Here is a 19,161-nt window from a genome sequence, read left to right as displayed (position 1 = left end):
TTACATGACCAAGTCAGAACTGATTGAAAGACTTGCCGGCCAGCACTCTCATATTCCGGCGAAAGTCGTTGAGGATGCGGTAAAAGAGATGCTCGAACATATGGCAACAACGTTGTCAGAAGGTGAGCGTATCGAAATCCGGGGATTTGGCAGCTTTTCTTTGCACTATCGTGCACCTCGCACTGGTCGTAACCCGAAAACGGGTGACAAAGTGGAGTTGGAAGGTAAATACGTTCCACACTTCAAACCAGGTAAAGAGCTGCGCGATCGCGCCAATATTTACGGCGGTTAATACCTCAGGGTATTGCGATGAATCGATAAAACGACACTCAGGTGTCGTTTTTTTTTGCCTGCAATAAAGTGTGATTACTGCGTAGCGTTACGCAGAACGTTGACGAGATTTTGCAACGCCAGTAAATGTCTGTGCGACGATATCCAGATCCCTCCTGAGCCCCTGATTCCTGACGATAATTGCCGCACACTGGCTATGACTGATACAGGGAGGTGCAATGTCTTTAACCCTAAACCGGCTGGTATGGAGTGTAATAGCGGCGACGTTACCGCTGAGCTTTCTGCCGCAGCTTCCGGACGCTCGCTACGATATTCCGCTTCTTTTGCTCGCCCTGTTGCTGGCGCAGTCAGGATGGGATTTTGTCAAAGGGATAGCGCTGATACTGGTGTTTTTTATCTGGGCGGTGAGTGCCGGACGGACCATGCTGGATCAGGTGGCCCAGCTCACGCAATCCCGCTTGCAGGTGCAGATCGTTGTAGATAGTGTGCAGCCTGAAGGTAACAGAATTAAAGCCCGTCTGCTGCGCTATCAGGGCCGGATCGTTTTTCCGCCAGTTTATGCCAGTCTGAGCGTGCCGCCACAGGCGATTGCATTTTGTGCCGGGCAGCGCTGGAACATGCGATTAATGCTGCGTCCGGTGCATGCCCAGCTTAACGAGGGGGGCTTTGACCGCCAGCGTTTTGCACTGGCTAACCACACGCCTCTCACTGGCAGGGTGCTGTCGGCAGAAGTCACCGACCCTCAATGTAGCTGGCGTTCAGGGGTAATAACTTCCTCGCAGAAAAACTACCACCATCTGACCTGGCAGGCGCTAATTTCTGCACTTGCCTTTGGCGAGAGAGCAGAGGTCGACAGGGGAACGAATCAACTGCTGCGTGAAACCGGGACGGCGCATCTGATGGCCATATCGGGTATGCATATTGCCCTTGCCGCCACTCTCGGCTGGCTGGTGGCACGCGGTGTGCAACTGGGATTTCCTGCCTGGTGTATTGGCTATAAGCTGCCGATGTACTGCGGCCTGCTGGTAGCACTGACCTATTGCTGGCTATCAGGCGGTAATCCCCCCGCGCAGCGGGCGATGCTGGCATTAATCATCTGGAGCAGCCTGCGACTGCGCGGTATTTACTGCCAGGGTGGGCAGGTATGGGCTCTGTGCATCGGTCTGATTCTGTTTTTTGACCCGATCAGTATTCTTTCCGACAGTCTGTGGCTTTCTGCGCTTGCCGTTGCGGGTCTGTTGCTGTGGTATCACTTATTCCCACTCCCGTCTCGTTTTACCCGAAAGAAACGCTGGTTGCTGCTGCGATTACTGCATCTTCAGGTTGGGATATTACTGATGCTGATGCCGCTACAGGCTCTGTTATTTCATGGGTTCAGTCTTAGCGCGCTGGTTGCAAACTTATGGGCCGTGCCGATTGTGTCTTTGCTGACCGTTCCGCTGATCCTGATAGCAACGGTCTGTAATCCGCTGCCGTGGTGCGGGCCGCTGCTGTGGGAGTGGGTTGACCATTCTCTGACGCTGGTATTTCTTCCTCTGCAACATCTACCTCACGGTTGGTTGCCGCTTAATCAGGAGCAGGCTACCGGCAGCCTGCTGTGCTGGCTGTTGCTGTTAAGCGTGCGTTTTGGCTGGTGGCGCACTTCACCTGTCAGCCTGTTTAGCGCGGCTCTGCTATTGTGCAGCTGGCGGGCAGTCAACAGTCAGCCTGAATGGCGTGTCGATATGCTGGATGTCGGTCACGGGCTTTCCGTAGTGATCTCGCGCCACGGTAAAGCCACCCTCTACGATACGGGCAATCGCTGGCCCGGCGGTGATTTTGCCCGTAGCCAGATCCTGCCCTGGCTTGCCTGGCAGGGATTAAAGGTGACGAATATCATTATCAGCCATGGCCATCTTGACCATATCGGTGGGCTGGAAAGCGTGCAGGCGGCCTTTCCCGCCGCGACCGTGCGAAGTGCGCTTGCACGACCGGGCCACTTGCCCTGCCGTAAAGGGATGCGCTGGCGCTGGCAGGATCTGCATTTCAGTGTGCTATGGCCGCCGCCAGGTGAAAAAGGAGAGGGAAACAACCAGTCCTGTGTGGTAGCGGTTACCGATGGCAAGTGGCGAGTGCTGCTGACCGGCGATATTGAAACCCCCGCTGAACTGAAACTGGTCGCCGGACAGCGCGCCAGCCTGCGCGCCGATTTACTGCAGGTACCGCATCATGGCAGCCGAACCTCTTCGTCTCCGCCTTTTCTGCGTGCGGTAGCTGCTACTGCTGCGGTGGCTTCTGCGGCCCGTTATAGCGCCTGGCATTTACCCGCAGCGCAAATTATTCAACGTTATGCTCAATATCATGTGGAATGGCGCGATACGGCGCTGTCCGGGCAGGTCAGCGCACGCTTTTACATTGATAACTGGCAACTTAGAGGGTTAAGAGAACAAATAATGAACCGTTGGTATCATCAGTGGTTTGGCGTAGTCAGGGATTCCAGGTAGAATAAACAGCTATTTCATTCAAAGCTGGTTAAATAATGCATCTGGATAAAGATCTCTCCACCTGGCAGACCTTCCGTCGACTCTGGCCAATGATAGTGCCATACAAAACGGGATTGATTGTGGCTGCAGTCGCATTGGTACTCAATGCGGCGGGCGATACACTCATGCTGTCACTGCTGAAGCCTTTACTTGATGATGGATTTGGTAAAGCGAACAATGCCGTGCTGCTGTGGATGCCCCTGGCCGTCATGGGCCTGATGCTGATTCGTGGCGTGACCAGCTATGTTTCCAGTTACTGTATTTCGTGGGTATCTGGCAATGTCGTGATGAGCATGCGTCGCCGTTTGTTCAGCCATATGATGGGCATGCCGGTCGCCTTCTTCGATCAGCAGTCTACCGGGACGCTTTTATCGCGCATTACCTACGACTCTGAACAGGTCGCCTCTTCTTCCTCCGGTGCCCTGGTGACCGTCGTACGTGAAGGTGCCTCAATCATCGGCCTGTTCGTCTTAATGTTTTACTACAGCTGGGAGCTGTCGCTGATTCTGATTGTGCTGGCCCCGATCGTGTCATTCGCAATTCGTACCGTCTCTAAGCGTTTCCGCAATATTAGTAAAAATATGCAGAACACCATGGGGCAGGTGACAACCAGTGCGGAACAGATGCTGAAAGGGCATAAAGAAGTGCTGATCTTCGGTGGGCAGGAAATCGAGAGCCAGCGCTTTGACACCGTCAGCAACCGTATGCGTCAGCAGGGGATGAAGCTGGTTTCTGCCTCATCTATCTCTGACCCGATTATTCAGCTTATTGCCTCGCTGGCGCTGGCCTTTGTGCTCTATGCGGCCAGCTTCCCAAGCGTGATGGAAACCCTGACAGCGGGTACTATCACCGTGGTCTTTTCCTCAATGATAGCCCTGATGCGTCCGCTGAAATCCCTGACTAACGTCAATGCGCAGTTCCAGCGCGGTATGGCAGCCTGTCAGACGCTGTTCTCCATTCTCGACAGCGAGCAGGAAATTGACACCGGAACGCGTACCGTTACGCGCGCGAAGGGAGACATTGAATTCCGTGATGTCAGCTTTACCTATCCGGGCCGCGACATGCCGGCACTGCGTAATATCAATCTGGCGATCCCGGCGGGTAAGACCGTGGCGCTGGTGGGCCGCTCTGGTTCAGGTAAATCAACCATTGCCAGCCTGCTGACGCGTTTCTACGACATTCAGCAGGGCACCATCCTGATGGACGGACACGATCTGCGTGAATATACGCTCTCTTCCCTGCGTAACCAGGTCGCTCTGGTATCGCAAAACGTCCATCTGTTTAATGATACGGTCGCCAACAACATCGCCTATGCCCGCCACGAGCAGTACAGCCGCGAAGATATCGAAAAGGCCGCGGTCATGGCTCATGCGATGGACTTTATTAGCAAGATGGATAACGGCCTTGATACGGTGATTGGTGAAAACGGCGTCCTGCTCTCCGGCGGCCAGCGTCAGCGTATTGCCATTGCCCGTGCGCTGCTGCGTGACTGCCCGATTCTGATTCTGGATGAAGCGACATCTGCGCTGGATACCGAGTCAGAACGCGCCATCCAGGCTGCGCTGGACGAACTGCAAAAAAATCGTACGTCTCTGGTGATTGCGCACCGTCTTTCCACTATCGAGAAAGCAGATGAGATTGTGGTGGTTGAAGATGGGCAGATCGTTGAACGCGGCAGCCATGAATCCCTGCTGGCAGAGCGTGGAGCCTATGCTCAGCTACACAAGATGCAATTTGGCCAATGATTGAAAATATCTGGAGTGGTCGCTCCAGGCTCTACCTGCTGCTGTTACCTCTCAGCCTGCTTTATGGGCTGGTCAGTAATCTGCTGCGGCTGAGCTACCGCTGGGGCTGGCGTAAAGCCTGGCGCGCGCCGGTCCCGGTAGTGATTGTGGGTAACCTGACTGCGGGGGGTAATGGTAAAACACCGGTCGTTATCTGGCTGGTGCAGGCGCTGCAACAGCGTGGGCTGCGCGTTGGTGTGGTATCGCGTGGGTACGGGGGTAAAGCAGAACACTATCCACTGGTGCTGGGCCCTGAGACCACCACGACTGAAGCGGGCGATGAGCCTGTGCTGATTTATCAGCGCACCGGTGCTGCTGTGGCGGTGGCGCCGGTGCGCCGTCAGGCGGTAGAAGCGCTGGTCAGGGGAAGTGGCGTGGATATCATTGTCACTGATGATGGTTTGCAGCACTATGCGCTCGCCCGTGATATTGAAATTGTCGTGGTTGATGGTGAGCGCCGCTTTGGCAACGGCTGGTGGTTGCCCGCGGGTCCCATGCGCGAACGTGCTGGCCGTCTGAAGGGGGTGACCGCAGTGATTACCAACGGTGGGACTGCGCTGCCCGGAGAACTGGCCATGAAGCTGGTGCCTGGTCAGGCGGTGAATCTGTTATCCGGTCTACGGCAGCCTGCTGCTGAACTGGAAAACGTGGTCGCGATGGCAGGAATCGGCCATCCCCCGCGGTTTTTCAACACCCTGCAGCAGCAGGGGGTGGTGCCGCTGAAGCAGGTCGCGTTCGCCGATCACCAGAACTACAGTGCAGAACGTCTGCAATCACTGACGACGCCCGGTCAGACGCTGCTGATGACGGAAAAAGATGCGGTGAAAGTCCGTACCTTTGCCGCAGAAAACTGGTGGTATCTGCCGGTGGATGCGTCGCTTCCTGCCTCTGATGCTGAGACTCTGGTGGCAGCGATTACCGCGCTTTCTTCTCCTCAACGCCGTCGTCCCTCCGCACGCTAATTTCCTGCCGCCCCTGCCGCAAAACGCTACACTGAAGCCATCTTAACGTTACGGATGGCTTTATGACTCAGGTTACTCTTTCGCTGACTCAGGCCCGACAGCTCCAGCTGGCGGCACAGGGATTACTGCGGCCTTTCGGGCGAAAAGCCTGTTTTGACGATCTGCTAGCCTGCCTGCGTCAGATGTCCTTGCTGCAAATAGACACTATTCATGTGGTCGCCCGCAGCCCTTATCTGGTGCTGTTTAGCCGTCTTGGCGATTACCCTCAGGTGTGGCTGGAGCAGGCGCTGAAGCAGGGTAAGATATTTGAATACTGGGCTCATGAAGCCTGCTTTATTCCCATCGAAGACTATCCATTGTTGCGTCACCGTATGCTTAACCCTGCGGCATTAGGCTGGAAATATAATCAGGCCTGGGTGGACCAGCATCCGCAGGAGCTGGCCGATTTACTGGCACATATTAGCGAAAAAGGGGCCGTGCGCTCGGCGGATTTTGCTGCACCCTCAGGGCAGAAGCCCGGCTGGTGGGCATGGAAACCCCATAAACGACACCTGGAGAATCTGTTTACCGCTGGTGAGCTAATGGTGAGCGAACGGCATAATTTCCAGCGCGTCTACGACCTGCGCCAGCGGATACTGCCCGACTGGGACGACGAGCAACATGCCTTAACAGAAGACGATGCAGTTCAGCGGTTGCTGGAGAAGAGTGCGGCCAGTCTGGGGATTTTTCGGCCCGGCTGGCTGGCCGATTATTATCGTCTGAAACGCGCACCGATCGCCGACACTCTTGCCCGCTGGCTGGAGCAGGGAGCCGTGCGTGAGGTTAAGGTGGAACGCCTTGGCACGCTTTATCTTCACCATACCCTGTTTCATCAACTCGCCGTACCGCAGGCGGCGACGCATACCGCGATCCTCTCTCCCTTTGACCCCCTGGTCTGGGACCGTAAACGTGCGCGCGAACTGTTTAATTTTGACTATCGCCTTGAGTGCTACACGCCCGAAGCAAAGCGGCAATATGGCTACTTTGTCTTGCCGGTACTTCATCGCGGCGCGTTAAAAGGTCGCCTGGATGCACGTATGTTACGCAAAGAAAAGATCTTGCAGGTCAGGCAACTCTGGCTGGAACCGGACACGCGGGTCAGCCAGCAGATGCTGGATGAGGTACAACGAGCGCTGACGAAGTTTGCCCGCTGGCAGGGGGCTGAAATGATCGAGGTCAATAAACTTCCTGACGCGATAGCATCCCGCTGGCCAGCCCGTTGGGAAAGTTAACTGCGAGGCATGTTTTTCACGGTGAGCGGGTAACCGCACCAGTATAGCTATGGTATTCTTAGCCCATTGCAAAACTGGGTTCATTGCGGAGGAACCATGGATCATCGTTTACTCGAAATTGTTGCTTGTCCGGTCTGTCACGGTAAGTTGTATTTCAACAAAGATCAGCAGGAATTAGTCTGCAAACCTGACGGACTGGCTTATCCGGTTCGTGACGGGATTCCGGTGCTGCTGGAAGTGGAAGCGCGTTCGCTAACGCTTGAAGAGAGCCATCCATGAGTTTTGTGGCGATCATTCCTGCCCGATTTGCCTCAACCCGTTTGCCGGGTAAACCGCTGGTCGATATTCACGGTAAGCCGATGGTGGTTCACGTGATGGAGCGTGCGCTGGAATCCGGTGCCGATCGGGTGATCGTGGCAACGGACCATCAGGATGTGGCGCGTGCAGTCGAGGCGGCCGGTGGCGAGGTCTGCATGACCCGTCCCGATCATCAGTCCGGCACCGAGCGCCTGGCCGAAGTTATTGAGCACTATCAGTTCCCGGATGAGACGGTCATTGTCAATGTTCAGGGCGATGAGCCGATGATCCCGCCAGTGATCATCCGTCAGGTAGCGGAAAATCTTGCGCGCAGCAGTGCCGGCATGGCAACGCTGGCAGTACCGATAGACTCTGCGGAAGAAGCGTTTAACCCCAACGCAGTGAAGGTGGTCCGGGATGCGAATGGATATGCGCTTTACTTTTCGCGCGCCACTATTCCGTGGGATCGCGAACGGTTTGCGGTCTCCCGTGACGCCATTGGCGACCATTTCCTGCGCCATATTGGCATTTATGGTTACCGCGCAGGGTTTATTCGTCGTTACGTGCAGTGGGAGGCCAGCCCGCTGGAGCAGATCGAGCTGCTGGAACAGCTGCGGGTACTGTGGTACGGCGAAAAGATCCACGTTGACGTAGCTAAAGCCATTCCCAGCGTGGGTGTTGATACGCCAGAAGATTTGCTGCGCGTACGCGTTGCCATGCAATAATCTCGCGTCGGGGCGGGTTCAGGCCCCGTTAAACTGCGAATTTGATCCAGTGCGGGGCAAATCTGTACTGATAACGCCATCATAAGACCTCTTGCCTGAAAGGAGGGAAGATGGAACAACTGCGGTCCGAACTTGCGCTGGTGTTGGGTGAACCCGTCAGCCGGGTTGAATGTATCAGCCAGCAGCCTTATGCCAGCCTGTATACTCTTTATGATGACAGTGGTCATTCACTCCCGCTGGTGGCGAAATACTTCAGCATGAAGGGCGTTGCCTCCCAGGAAGCGCATAAACTGTCGATGCTGGCGCGCGAGGGTAAAGTTCGCGTTCCCGCGGTTTACGGTCTGGTGATCAGCCAGCAGCCGCCGCAGCATGAAGTTCTGTTGATTGAGCGCATTGGCGGGGTTGCTGTGGAAGCGCCTACGCGTTCCCCCGACCGCTGGCAGCAACTCTGTGAACAGATCGTAGAAGGGATACTCTGCTGGCATCGTATTGACAGCCACGGGCTGGTTGGCACGGTGGACAGCACCCAGCACAACCGCTGGCCTGCCTGGTATGGACAGCGGATAGAAGTGTTATGGGCGACGCTGAACTACCTGAAGCCACCCGCTTTAAGCATGGATGACCTGAGCGTGCTTTTCCGCAGCCGCCAGTACCAGGCCAGATTGTTTGCCGGTTTTGACGATCCCTGTGTGCTGGTGCACGGAAATCTGCTACTCAGCAGCATGATCAAAGAAGCATGGGGCGATCAGCTACTGGCGATGGTGAACCCCGGCACGGTACTGTGGGCTCCGCGTGAATTTGATCTCTACCCACTGTGTGAATGCGGTGTGGGTGATGATATTTTGCGCGAGTATCTGCGACGCGCCCCCGTTGCCGAGGGTTTTGTCGCGCGCCGCTGGCTGTATATTCTCTGGGAAGAGATAGCCAGATTGATCCATACCCGCCAGTTCGACCGTCAGCGTTTCACCATGGCCAGCCGCTCACTCCTTCCCTGGCTCAGCTGACGCGCTGGCCGTTGGTTTCAGCCACTGCCACAGGCGACCGAGGCTTTCGTAAACCGCGCGTTCGCTGTGCCCCAGCCAGAATGAAGACGGCATGACGCGTTCCCAGGGATTCAGCGGTGAGGTGACTGCCAGCTGATTTGCCGGGGCAGGCAAGGGATGCAGCCCCTGACGCTGGAAGAAAATCATCGCCCTCGGCAGATGGTTAGCGGATGTCACCAGCGCCAGAGGGCGTTGCCCGGCAATTCTGGCCACTTCCTGCGCTTCATGTTCGGTGTCACGGGGTTGATCAAGCGTGATAATATCACTCTCCGGAACCCCCAGCGACTGAGCCACGCGCGATGCGACTGCGGCTGAACTCACTGGATTCCCCTGCGCTTTACCGCCGGTGACGATCAATTTTGCCCCAGGGTTCGCCCGCCAGATACGAATGCCCTCAGCCAGCCGTGGCAAACTGTTATTTAACATATTAGAGCTGGGCGCCCACTGCGGATTCCAGGTGTATCCGCCGCCGAGCACCACGATATAGTCTACCGGGTGCTGATTCTGCCAGGTAGGGTACTGATTTTCGAGCGGAGCGAGCAGTCTGTCAGCGACAGGTTGCAGGCTGATCAGCAGCAAAATGGCCCAGGCTAAAGAGATCAGCGTTTTACCGCTTTTCTGCCAGCGGGTAAACCAGAGTAAGATAATCCCGAGAGCCATAATCAGCAGCAGCACTGGCAGCGGAAGCAGCAGACCGCCAATCGCTTTTTTCAGCGTAAAAAACATGGAAAATGGTTCCTTTTGTCCGAAAAAACATCACCCAGCCACCTGATGACGACTGAAAGCTTCATTATTTGCCAGTGTATGCCAAAATACCCCGCATCTTTCAAGCCGCAGACCTCCTGGCCCACTTTTTTCACTTCGTTGACCGACGTGAATGAGCGTTGTTATGAAGTTTTACCAGGGCTCGAAACAGCCGGGTGCCCCCCGAAGAATCACGTCCTGAATTCCGGAGCCGTAGTATGCAGGATCGCAACTTTGATGATATCGCAGAAAAATTTTCACAAAACATTTACGGTACCACCAAAGGGCGCATCCGGCAGGCGATCCTCTGGCAGGATCTTGACGCGCTGTTAGCCTCGTTCCCGGAAGGGCCGCTGTCGGTGCTGGATGCGGGCGGGGGAGAAGGGCAAACCGGATGTGGCATTGCCGCACGCGGTCATCAGGTGCTGCTTTGCGATGTTTCTGCAGAGATGCTGTCGCGCGCCCGCCGCCTTGCCGATGAGAAAGGTGTGAGCGGCAACATGCAATTTGAACAAATTAGCGCGCAGCAGGTCGGTCAACATTTGGATAAACCGGTGGATCTGGTATTGTTTCACGCGGTGCTGGAATGGGTCGCGGAACCTGAACAGGTCCTGGCGGCGCTGTATGATGCGTTGAAGCCCGGTGGTGTCCTGTCGCTGATGTTCTACAACCTGAATGGCCTGCTGATGCAGACGATGGTACTGGGTAACTTTGGTTATCTGCAGGCCGGGCTGGCCAAGCGAAAAAAGAAAACATTGTCCCCGGACTATCCGCGCGATCCACAACAGGTCTACAGCTGGCTGCAGGCGTGTGGTTTTACCATTGAAAATAAAACCGGCATTCGGGTTTTTCACGACTATCTGCGTGACAAAGCTAAACAGAGCGACAGATTTGATGAGGTTCTGGCCCTGGAGAAGCAGTACTGCCGCCAGGAGCCGTTTTTAAGTTTAGGGCGTTACATCCACGTCACAGCGCGGAAACCCATTCAGAAGGACGTACTATGAGTGATTTTTCCCAGACTGTACCGGAACTGGTGGCCTGGGCGCGAAAAAATGATTTTTCCGTCTCGTTGCCAACCGAACGTCTGGCTTTTTTACTGGCAGTCGCCACCCTCAACGGTGAGCGCATGGATGGCGAAATGAGTGAAGGCGAACTGATCGACGCCTTCCGCCACGTCAGTGAAGGGTTCGAGCAGACCAGCGAAACCGTAGTGGTGCGTGCCAATAATGCCATTAATGATATGGTGCGTCAGCGCCTGCTTAATCGCTTTACCAGCGAACACGCCGTCGGCAATGCCATCTACCGTCTGACGCCACTCGGCATCGGTATTACTGATTATTATATTCGTCAGCGTGAATTCTCCACGCTGCGTCTCTCTTTACAGCTGTCGATCGTCGCCGGTGAGTTAAAACGTGCAGCGGATGCTGCCGAAGAAGATGGCGATGAGTTTCACTGGCACCGTAACGTGTTTGCTCCGTTAAAATACTCGGTAGCCGAAATTTTCGACAGTATTGATATCACCCAGCGCACCATGGATGAGCAGCAGCAGGCGGTGAAAGATGATATTGCCCAACTGCTGAATAAAGACTGGCGCGCCGCCATTTCCAGCTGCGAACTGTTGCTCAATGAAACCTCCGGCACGCTGCGTGAACTGCAGGATACGCTGGAGGCCGCCGGGGATAAACTCCAGGCCAATCTGCTGCGCATTCAGGATGCCACCATGAACAGCCCGGATCTGGGGTTTGTCGACAAACTGGTGTACGACCTGCAAAACAAACTCGATCGCATTATCAGCTGGGGTCAGCAGACGATAGACCTGTGGATCGGCTACGACCGTCACGTGCATAAATTCATCCGTACCGCGATTGATATGGATAAAAACCGCGTCTTTGCGCAACGTTTACGTCAGTCGGTGCAAAATTACTTCGATCAGCCGTGGGCACTGACCTACGCCAATGCTGACCGTCTGTACGACATGCGTGATGAAGAGCTGACGTTGCGGAGTGAAGAGGTCACCGGTGAGCTGCCATCAGAACTGGAATACGAAGAGTTTAATGCTATCCGCGAACAGCTGGCGGCGATGATTGAAGAGGCGCTTGCCAGCTATAAAACACAACAAAAACCGCTGGATCTCGGCGCAGTCATACGCGATTACCTGACGCAGTACCCCCGTGTACGTCACTTTGACGTCGCGCGTATTGTCGTCGACCAGGCCGTACGCTTAGGCGTGGCCGAAGCAGACTTCTCTGGTCTTGCCGCAAAATGGCAGGCTATTAATGATTACGGAGCCAAGGTGCAGGCACATGTCATCGACAAATATTGAACAAGTGATGCCGGTTAAGCTGGCGATTGCTCTGGCCAACCCGATTTTCCCGGCGCTGGATAGCCAGTTACGAGCAGGGCGCCATATTGGCATTGAAGAGCTGGACCAGCACGCCTTTCTGATGGATTACCAGGAGTTCCTGGAAGAATTTTATGCCCGTTACAACGTTGAACTGATCCGTGCGCCTGAAGGCTTTTTCTACCTTCGTCCGCGCTCCACGACGCTGATTCCGCGTTCAGTGCTGTCCGAGCTGGACATGATGGTAGGGAAAATTCTGTGTTACCTCTATCTCAGCCCGGAACGTCTGGCCAATGAAGGGATCTTCACTCAGCAGGAACTGCACGACGAACTGATGTCGCTGGCCGATGAAAGCAAGCTGCTGAAGCTGGTTAACCAGCGTTCTACCGGTTCTGACCTTGACCGTCAGAAGCTCCAGGAGAAGATGCGCGCGTCATTAAATCGCCTGCGTCGCCTGGGGATGGTGTGGTTCATGGGCAATGACAGCAGTAAATTCCGTATCACGGAATCCGTCTTCCGCTTTGGTGCCGATGTGCGCAGCGGTGATGATGCCCGTGAAGCGCAGCTGCGTATGATCCGTGACGGTGAAGCGATGCAACTCGACGGTGGCCTGGCGCTGCATGACGATAGCGAAGACACTGAGAATGAAGCGGAAAACAATGCGCCGGACAGTGCAGAGGAAGAATAAATGATTGAACGTGGAAAGTTTCGCTCGCTGACGCTGATTAACTGGAACGGCTTTTTTGCCCGCACCTTCGATCTTGACGAGCTGGTCACCACCCTGTCTGGGGGAAACGGTGCCGGTAAATCGACGACGATGGCGGCGTTTGTCACCGCGCTAATTCCCGATTTAACGCTGCTGCATTTCCGTAACACGACCGAAGCCGGGGCGACGTCCGGCTCTCGCGACAAAGGCCTGCACGGTAAATTGCGTCCGGGTGTCTGCTACGCCGTCCTTGATGTGGTGAACTCGCTGCATCAGCGGGTGCTGGTCGGGGTGCGTTTGCAGCAGGTGGCTGGCCGTGACCGTAAAGTGGATATCAAGCCTTTCAGTATTCACGGGCTGCCGACGGCGATTAACCCGACCGAAATTCTTACCGAGACCGTTAACGAGCGCCAGGCGCGCGTGGTGCCGATCAGTGAACTGAAAGAACGCTTTGAAAGTATGGAGAGCGTACAGTTCAAGCAGTACAACTCCATCACCGACTATCATTCGGTGATGTTTGACCTCGGTATTGTCGCGCGACGTTTACGCTCAGCGGCTGACCGCAGCAAGTATTACCGTCTGATTGAAGCCTCACTGTACGGCGGGATCTCCAGCGCGATTACCCGCTCCCTGCGTGACTATCTGTTGCCGGAAAACAGCGGCGTACGCAAGGCGTTCCAGGATATGGAAGCGGCCCTGCGTGAAAACCGCATGACGCTGGAAGCGATACGCGTGACGCAGTCCGACCGTGACCTGTTCAAACACCTGATCTCCGAGGCCACCAGCTACGTGGCGGCGGATTACATGCGTCACGCCAATGAGCGCCGCATTCATCTTGACGGTGCCATGCAGGTCCGTAACGATCTGTTTACCAGCCGTAAGCAGCTTGCCGCCGAGCAGTACCGCCATATCGAGATGGCACGTGAACTGGGTGAGCATAATGCCGCTGAGAGCGATCTGGAAACCGACTATCAGGGTGCCAGCGATCATCTTAATCTGGTACAGACCGCACTGCGTCAGCAGGAAAAAATTGACCGCTACGATGCCGACCTCGAAGAACTGACCTTCCGTCTGGAAGAGCAGAATGAGGTGGTGGCCGAAGCGCGTGAGGTGCAGGAAGAGAACGAAGCCCGCAGCGAAAATGCCGAGCTGGAAGTGGATGAGCTGAAAAACCAGCTGGCCGACTATCAGCAGGCGCTGGACGTGCAGCAAACCCGTGCGATTCAGTATCAGCAGGCACTGACCGCATTGCAGCGCGCTCAGGATATCTGTCAGCTACGCGATCTCAGCATTGAAAATGCCGATGAGTGGCAGGAGACCTTCCAGGCCAAAGAGCAGGAAGCAACCGACAGACTGCTGATGCTGGAACAGAAAATGAGCGTCGCGCAGGCGGCACACAGCCAGTTTGAGCTGGCGTTTGAGCTGGTCAATAAAATTGCCGGACCGGTCAGCCGCAGTGAGGCCTGGCAGGTAGGGCGTGACCTGTTACGCGATGCCGGCAACCAGCGTTACCACGCAGAGCAGCTGCAACCTCTGCGCAGCCGTCTCAACGAACTGGCTCAGCGCCTGCGTGAACAGCAGGATGCCGAACGTCTGCTCAACGAGTTCTGCAAGCGTCACGGCCAGCAGGTAGAAGCCGACGAGCTTGAATCCTTACAGGCTGAGCTGGAAGCGCAGATTGAGCTGCTGAACGAAAGCGTGGCCGATGCCGGTGAACGTCGTATGACGCTGCGCCAGGAGCTGGAACAGCTGCGCGAACGCATTGCACGTCTGACCAAACAGGCACCGCAGTGGCTGGCAGCGCAGGAGATCCTGTCGCAGCTGAGTGAGCAGACCGGACAGGCGCTGGAAAACAGCCAGCAGGTCACCGAGTTCATGCAGCAGCTGCTGGAGCGTGAGCGTGAAACCACGGTTGAACGTGATGAGATCTCCGCGCGCAAGCGTGAGATTGAAAAACAGATTGAGCGACTCAGTCAGCCTGGCGGGGCCGAAGATGCACGTCTGAACCATCTGGCTGAACGCTTTGGCGGTGTGCTGCTGTCTGAAATTTACGACGATGTCACCATCGACGATGCGCCATACTTCTCTGCCCTGTATGGCCCGGCCCGCCACGCGATTGTGGTGCCTGACCTGTCACTGATCCGCGACCAGCTCGACGGGCTGGATGACTGCCCGGAAGATCTCTACCTCATTGAAGGCGACCCGCAGTCGTTTGATGACAGCGTGTTCAACGTTGAAGAGCTGGAAAAAGCCGTAGTGGTGAAAGCCGGGGATCGCCAGTGGCGTTATTCCCGCTTCCCGAAAGTGCCGCTGTTTGGCCGCGCTGCGCGTGAAAACCAGCTTGAAGTGCTGCGCACCGAGCGTGAAGCCCTGGCAGAGCGCTTCGCCACGCTGTCGTTTGACGTCCAGAAAACCCAGCGTCTGCATCAGTCCTTTAGCCGCTTTATCGGCAGCCACCTGGGGGTGGCCTTTGAGTCCGATCCGGAAGCGGAAATGCGCCTGCTGAATACCCGCCGTAACGAGGTGGAGCGTGCGCTGGCCAACCATGAAAGCGAAAATCAGCAGCAGCGCCAGCAGTTTGAGCAGGCGAAAGAGGGCGTTGCCCAGCTTAACCGCTTAATGCCGCGCGTCAGTCTGTTACTGGATGACACGTTGCAGGATCGTCACGACGAGATTCAGGAAAAACTGGATGAAGCTCAGGAGGCGGCGCGCTTTGTGCAGCAGCACGGTGCACAGCTGACAAAACTGGAGCCAATTCTCTCTGCTCTGCAGAGCGACCCGGAGCAGCACGACCAGCTGAAGCTGGACTACCAGCAGGCACAGCAGCAGCAGCGCGATGCACGTCAGCAGGCGTTTGCTCTGACGGAAGTCGTTCAGCGCCGTGCGCACTTTGGCTACGTGGACTCCGCCGGCATGCTCAACGGCACCAGCGATCTTAACGAGAAGCTGCGTCAGCGTCTTGAACAGGCGGAAGGAGAACGTACCCGTGCCCGCGAGCAGCTGCGTCAGCATCAGACCCAGTTAACGCAGTATTCCCAGGTGCTGGCATCGCTGAAAAGCTCGTACGATGCCAAGCGCGATATGCTGAAAGAGCTGCAGCAGGAGATGCTGGACATCGGCGTACAGGCGGATGCGACCGCTGAGGATCGCGCGAAACAGCGGCGTGATGAGCTCTACAGCGCCCTGAGCAATAACCGCATGCGCCGCAATCAGCTGGAAAAACAGCTGACCTTCTGTGAAGCCGAAATGGATGCGCTGCAGAAAAAGCTGCGCCGTCTGGAGCGCGAGTATCAGGTCGGTCGCGAACAGGTGGTCAGTGCCAAAGCGGGCTGGGTGGCCGTTCTGCGCCTGGTGAAAGACAATGGCGTTGAGCGCCGTCTGCATCGCCGCGAGCTGGCCTATCTGGGCGGGGATGAACTGCGTTCCATGTCGGATAAAGCGCTGGGCGCGCTGCGTCTGGCGGTGGCGGATAACGAACACCTGCGCGATGTGCTGCGCCTGTCGGAAGATCCGAAACGCCCGGAACGAAAAATCCAGTTCTTTATCGCGGTTTATCAGCATCTGCGCGAGCGCATCCGCCAGGATATTATTCGCACCGACGACCCGGTTGAAGCCATCGAACAGATGGAAATTGAGCTGAATCGTCTGACGGAAGAGCTGACGGCTCGTGAACAGATGCTGGCTATCAGCTCACGCAGCGTGTCGAATATCATCCGCAAAACCATCCAGCGTGAACAGAACCGTATTCGCCAGCTCAACCAGGGCCTGCAGGCTGTCAGCTTCGGTCAGGTGAAGAGCGTCCGTCTCAACGTGAACGTGCGTGAAGCGCACTCCACGCTGCTGGATGTGCTGTCTGAACAGCATGAACAGCACCAGGACCTGTTCAAAAGTAATCGCCTGACCTTCTCCGAGGCGCTGGCAAAACTCTATCAGCGTCTGAACCCGCAGATCGATATGGGGCAGCGTACGCCACAGACTATCGGAGAAGAGTTGCTCGATTACCGCAACTATCTTGAGATGGAAGTGGAGGTTAACCGCGGATCGGACGGCTGGCTGCGTGCGGAAAGTGGGGCGCTGTCGACCGGGGAAGCCATTGGTACCGGGATGTCAATTCTGGTGATGGTGGTACAGAGCTGGGAAGAGGAGTCCCGTCGTCTGCGTGGAAAAGATATTTCTCCGTGCCGTCTGCTGTTCCTTGATGAGGCCGCACGTCTGGATGCGAAATCTATCGCCACCCTGTTCGAACTCTGCGACCGTCTGGAGATGCAGCTGATTATCGCCGCACCGGAAAATATCAGTCCGGAAAAAGGAACCACCTATAAACTGGTGCGCAAGGTGTTCAATAATACCGAGCATGTGCACGTTGTCGGCCTGCGCGGCTTTGCCGCTGAACCGACCATCACCGCCAGGGATGTGGAAGCAGAGGCGTAGTCAGCGACAGACTGTATAAAATAATGTGACGCAGTGGTAAAATTCCTGCGTCCGGATTATTCTGCATAGCGGCATTTGCAACGTAAGAGGCAAATGCCGTTTTCTGTTTCTATACTTATAACAATGACTAATTGCTGCTGGCCTTCCGTTCAGCAGACTTAACAGGGAGCAAGGATTTTGCTGCAGAAATCGTTTTCCGCTCAGGCTGCCGCGCTGAGTTGTAGTCTGATGTGCTGGCTGGTCTGTGTTTCCCCGTCTGTTGCAGGTATTCCGCCTGTTAATGCACCGGTAACGCACAGCAGCATCAGTGTGGCACAAAGCCTGTCACAGCTCGGGGCACTGTTGCCGGAGGGCAGGGCGCCTTTTTATCTAAAAAATCTGGCTCCCCTGTACGCCAGCCGCAATATGCAGCCAATGTGGCAGGACCCCCAGGCGGTACAACAATTTCAGCAGCAGCTGGCCGAAGTGGCTATCTCCGGCGTCCAGCCGCAGTTTACGCAGTGGGTTAAACAGCTGACTGACCCGGCTATCACCGGCATGGCACGTGATGTGGTGCTTTCCGACGCCATGCTGGGTTACCTGCAGTTTACTTCCAGCGTGCCGAGCAAGGGGGAAACCTGGCTGTACAGCAGCGTGCCTTATAAGCTGGAAGCCCCTTCAGTGGCAGTGATCAACCAGTGGCAAAATGCACTGGCTCAGGGCAGTCTGAATGGTTTTGTTCTCTCCCTTGCGCCGCAGCATCCGCAATATGTCCGCATGCATCAGGCCCTGAAAACCCTGCTGGCGGAAAATCGCCCGTGGCCGCAGTTAACCGATAAACAGACCCTGCGTCCGGGGCAGATCAGCAATGACGTCCCGGCGCTGCGCGATATTCTGCAACGTACGGGGATGATGTCAGCGGCCAGCGAGCCGCCGACGCCTGCGGATGAAGTCGTCGGCGCAGTCGATGCACCGCTGGTGCATGACGACGATAACGCCCAGCCTGATGCCGCTGCGCCAGCCACTCCTGACAACAACGCCGTCATCAGCCCTTCAGCTGCCCAGACGGCGAATCTGACTCCTTCCTCTGTGCCGCAGAATGTCGGTAATGTGCAGGGGGAGAGTGTGCCGGTGAACAGCGATAATGTTTACACACCAGACCTGGTGGCCGCACTGAAACGCTTTCAGCTCTGGCAGGGCCTGGAAGCCGACGGTGCCATTGGTACGCGTACCCGTGAATGGCTGAACGTTTCTCCGCAGCGTCGTGCTTCGCTGCTGGCGCTGAATATTCAGCGCCTGCGACTGCTGCCGGATGATATGCATAACGGCATCATGGTGAACATTCCTAACTACTCACTCGCCTACTATGTTAATGGCAATGAGATCCTTTCTTCACGGGTCATTGTCGGCCGACCAGACCGTAAAACGCCGTTAATGCGCAGCGCGCTGAACAATGTGGTGCTGAATCCGCCGTGGAACGTGCCTACCACCCTGGTCCGCAAGGATATTGTGCCAAAGGTGAAGCAGGACCCGATGTATCTGTACAAGCATGGCTACACGCTACTGTCAGGCTGGAGCAGTGATGCGCAGGTCATTGACCCGTCAATGATCGACTGGAGTATGGTCTCTGCCGCTTCATTCCCGTACCGGATTCGTCAGGCTCCAGGGCCGACCAACTCGCTGGGGCGTTACAAGTTTAATATGCCAAGTTCAGATGCGATCTATCTGCACGACACGCCTAACCATGGTCTGTTCCAGAAGGATATCCGCGCGTTAAGCTCTGGCTGCGTGCGCGTTAACCGCGCGTCGGATCTTGCCAGCCTGTTACTTCAGAATGTTGGCTGGGATAATTCACGTATTTCCGGCACATTGAAACAGGGTGAAACACGCTTCGTCTCTATTCGTCAGCGGGTGCCGGTGAACCTTTACTATCTGACGGCCTGGGTCGCAGATGATGGTCAGCCGCAATTTCGTACAGATATTTACAATTATGACAGCACCGCGCGTTCTGGCGCTCAGGCCCTGACTCAGGCTGGTCAGTTATTGCTCTAATGATTGATTAATC

General features: G+C 55.9%; 14 protein-coding genes. 13 read left to right on the top strand and 1 reads right to left on the bottom strand.

Going from position 1 to position 19,161, the window contains the following annotated elements:
• Positions 1 to 4 precede the first annotated feature (4 nt).
• The 8 genes from ihfB (at position 5) to ABEH87_RS06985 (ending at position 8,856) form a co-directional block, all read left to right on the top strand.
• Positions 5 to 292 carry an integration host factor subunit beta gene (gene ihfB, locus ABEH87_RS07020; RefSeq protein ID WP_346575182.1) on the top strand — a complete coding sequence of 96 codons (288 nt, stop codon included), beginning with the start codon at positions 5 to 7 and terminating at the stop codon, positions 290 to 292.
• Between the two features lie 217 nt (positions 293 to 509).
• Positions 510 to 2,774 carry a ComEC family protein gene (locus tag ABEH87_RS07015; protein WP_346575180.1) on the top strand — a complete coding sequence of 755 codons (2,265 nt, stop codon included), beginning with the start codon at positions 510 to 512 and terminating at the stop codon, positions 2,772 to 2,774.
• Between the two features lie 35 nt (positions 2,775 to 2,809).
• The gene (msbA, locus tag ABEH87_RS07010; RefSeq protein ID WP_346575178.1) at positions 2,810 to 4,558 is read left to right on the top strand and encodes a lipid A ABC transporter ATP-binding protein/permease MsbA; all 1,749 of its coding nucleotides are present in this window, start codon (positions 2,810 to 2,812) and stop codon (positions 4,556 to 4,558) included.
• Entirely contained in the window at positions 4,555 to 5,559 is a 1,005-nt protein-coding gene (lpxK, locus tag ABEH87_RS07005; protein ID WP_346575176.1) for a tetraacyldisaccharide 4'-kinase, read from the top strand. Before msbA ends, lpxK begins: the two co-directional genes overlap by 4 nt.
• 62 nt (positions 5,560 to 5,621) lie before the next feature.
• Positions 5,622 to 6,830, top strand: coding sequence for a crosslink repair DNA glycosylase YcaQ family protein (locus tag ABEH87_RS07000; protein WP_346575174.1), 1,209 nt, complete (start codon positions 5,622 to 5,624; stop codon positions 6,828 to 6,830).
• A 96-nt stretch (positions 6,831 to 6,926) separates the two neighbouring features.
• Positions 6,927 to 7,109, top strand: coding sequence for a Trm112 family protein (locus ABEH87_RS06995; RefSeq protein ID WP_346575172.1), 183 nt, complete (start codon positions 6,927 to 6,929; stop codon positions 7,107 to 7,109).
• Positions 7,106 to 7,852, top strand: a complete 747-nt coding sequence (gene kdsB, locus ABEH87_RS06990; RefSeq protein ID WP_346575170.1) for a 3-deoxy-manno-octulosonate cytidylyltransferase — start codon at positions 7,106 to 7,108, stop codon at positions 7,850 to 7,852. Before ABEH87_RS06995 ends, kdsB begins: the two co-directional genes overlap by 4 nt.
• A 110-nt stretch (positions 7,853 to 7,962) precedes the next feature.
• Positions 7,963 to 8,856 (top strand): YcbJ family phosphotransferase, encoded by an 894-nt coding sequence (locus tag ABEH87_RS06985; protein ID WP_346575168.1) that lies wholly within the window; start codon positions 7,963 to 7,965, stop codon positions 8,854 to 8,856.
• Here ABEH87_RS06985 and elyC read toward each other — a convergent pair.
• Positions 8,833 to 9,621: an envelope biogenesis factor ElyC gene (gene elyC / locus ABEH87_RS06980; RefSeq protein ID WP_346575166.1), complete on the bottom strand. Its 789-nt coding sequence runs from the start codon at positions 9,619 to 9,621 to the stop codon at positions 8,833 to 8,835. The two genes, ABEH87_RS06985 and elyC, sit on opposite strands and share 24 nt — an antisense overlap.
• Before the next feature lie 236 nt (positions 9,622 to 9,857).
• Between elyC and cmoM the strand changes: the two genes are divergently transcribed.
• The 5 genes from cmoM to ldtD all read left to right on the top strand — a co-directional run bounded on the left by cmoM (position 9,858) and on the right by ldtD (position 19,148).
• Positions 9,858 to 10,643 carry a tRNA uridine 5-oxyacetic acid(34) methyltransferase CmoM gene (gene cmoM, locus ABEH87_RS06975; protein ID WP_346575164.1) on the top strand — a complete coding sequence of 262 codons (786 nt, stop codon included), beginning with the start codon at positions 9,858 to 9,860 and terminating at the stop codon, positions 10,641 to 10,643.
• Positions 10,640 to 11,962, top strand: a complete 1,323-nt coding sequence (gene mukF, locus ABEH87_RS06970) for a chromosome partition protein MukF (protein ID WP_346575162.1) — start codon at positions 10,640 to 10,642, stop codon at positions 11,960 to 11,962. The genes cmoM and mukF overlap by 4 nt, the downstream gene beginning before the upstream one ends.
• The gene (gene mukE / locus ABEH87_RS06965; protein ID WP_346575160.1) at positions 11,943 to 12,668 is read left to right on the top strand and encodes a chromosome partition protein MukE; all 726 of its coding nucleotides are present in this window, start codon (positions 11,943 to 11,945) and stop codon (positions 12,666 to 12,668) included. The genes mukF and mukE overlap by 20 nt, the downstream gene beginning before the upstream one ends.
• Positions 12,669 to 17,117: a chromosome partition protein MukB gene (gene mukB, locus ABEH87_RS06960; protein WP_346575158.1), complete on the top strand. Its 4,449-nt coding sequence runs from the start codon at positions 12,669 to 12,671 to the stop codon at positions 17,115 to 17,117.
• Between the two features lie 174 nt (positions 17,118 to 17,291).
• Positions 17,292 to 19,148, top strand: coding sequence for a L,D-transpeptidase (ldtD, locus tag ABEH87_RS06955; protein WP_346576175.1), 1,857 nt, complete (start codon positions 17,292 to 17,294; stop codon positions 19,146 to 19,148).
• The last annotated feature ends 13 nt before the right edge of the window (positions 19,149 to 19,161 follow it).

It is taken from the genome of Erwinia sp. Eh17-17, assembly GCF_039675725.1.
Lineage (GTDB): Bacteria > Pseudomonadota > Gammaproteobacteria > Enterobacterales > Enterobacteriaceae > Erwinia.
This window is presented reverse-complemented; position numbering and strand designations above follow the sequence as displayed.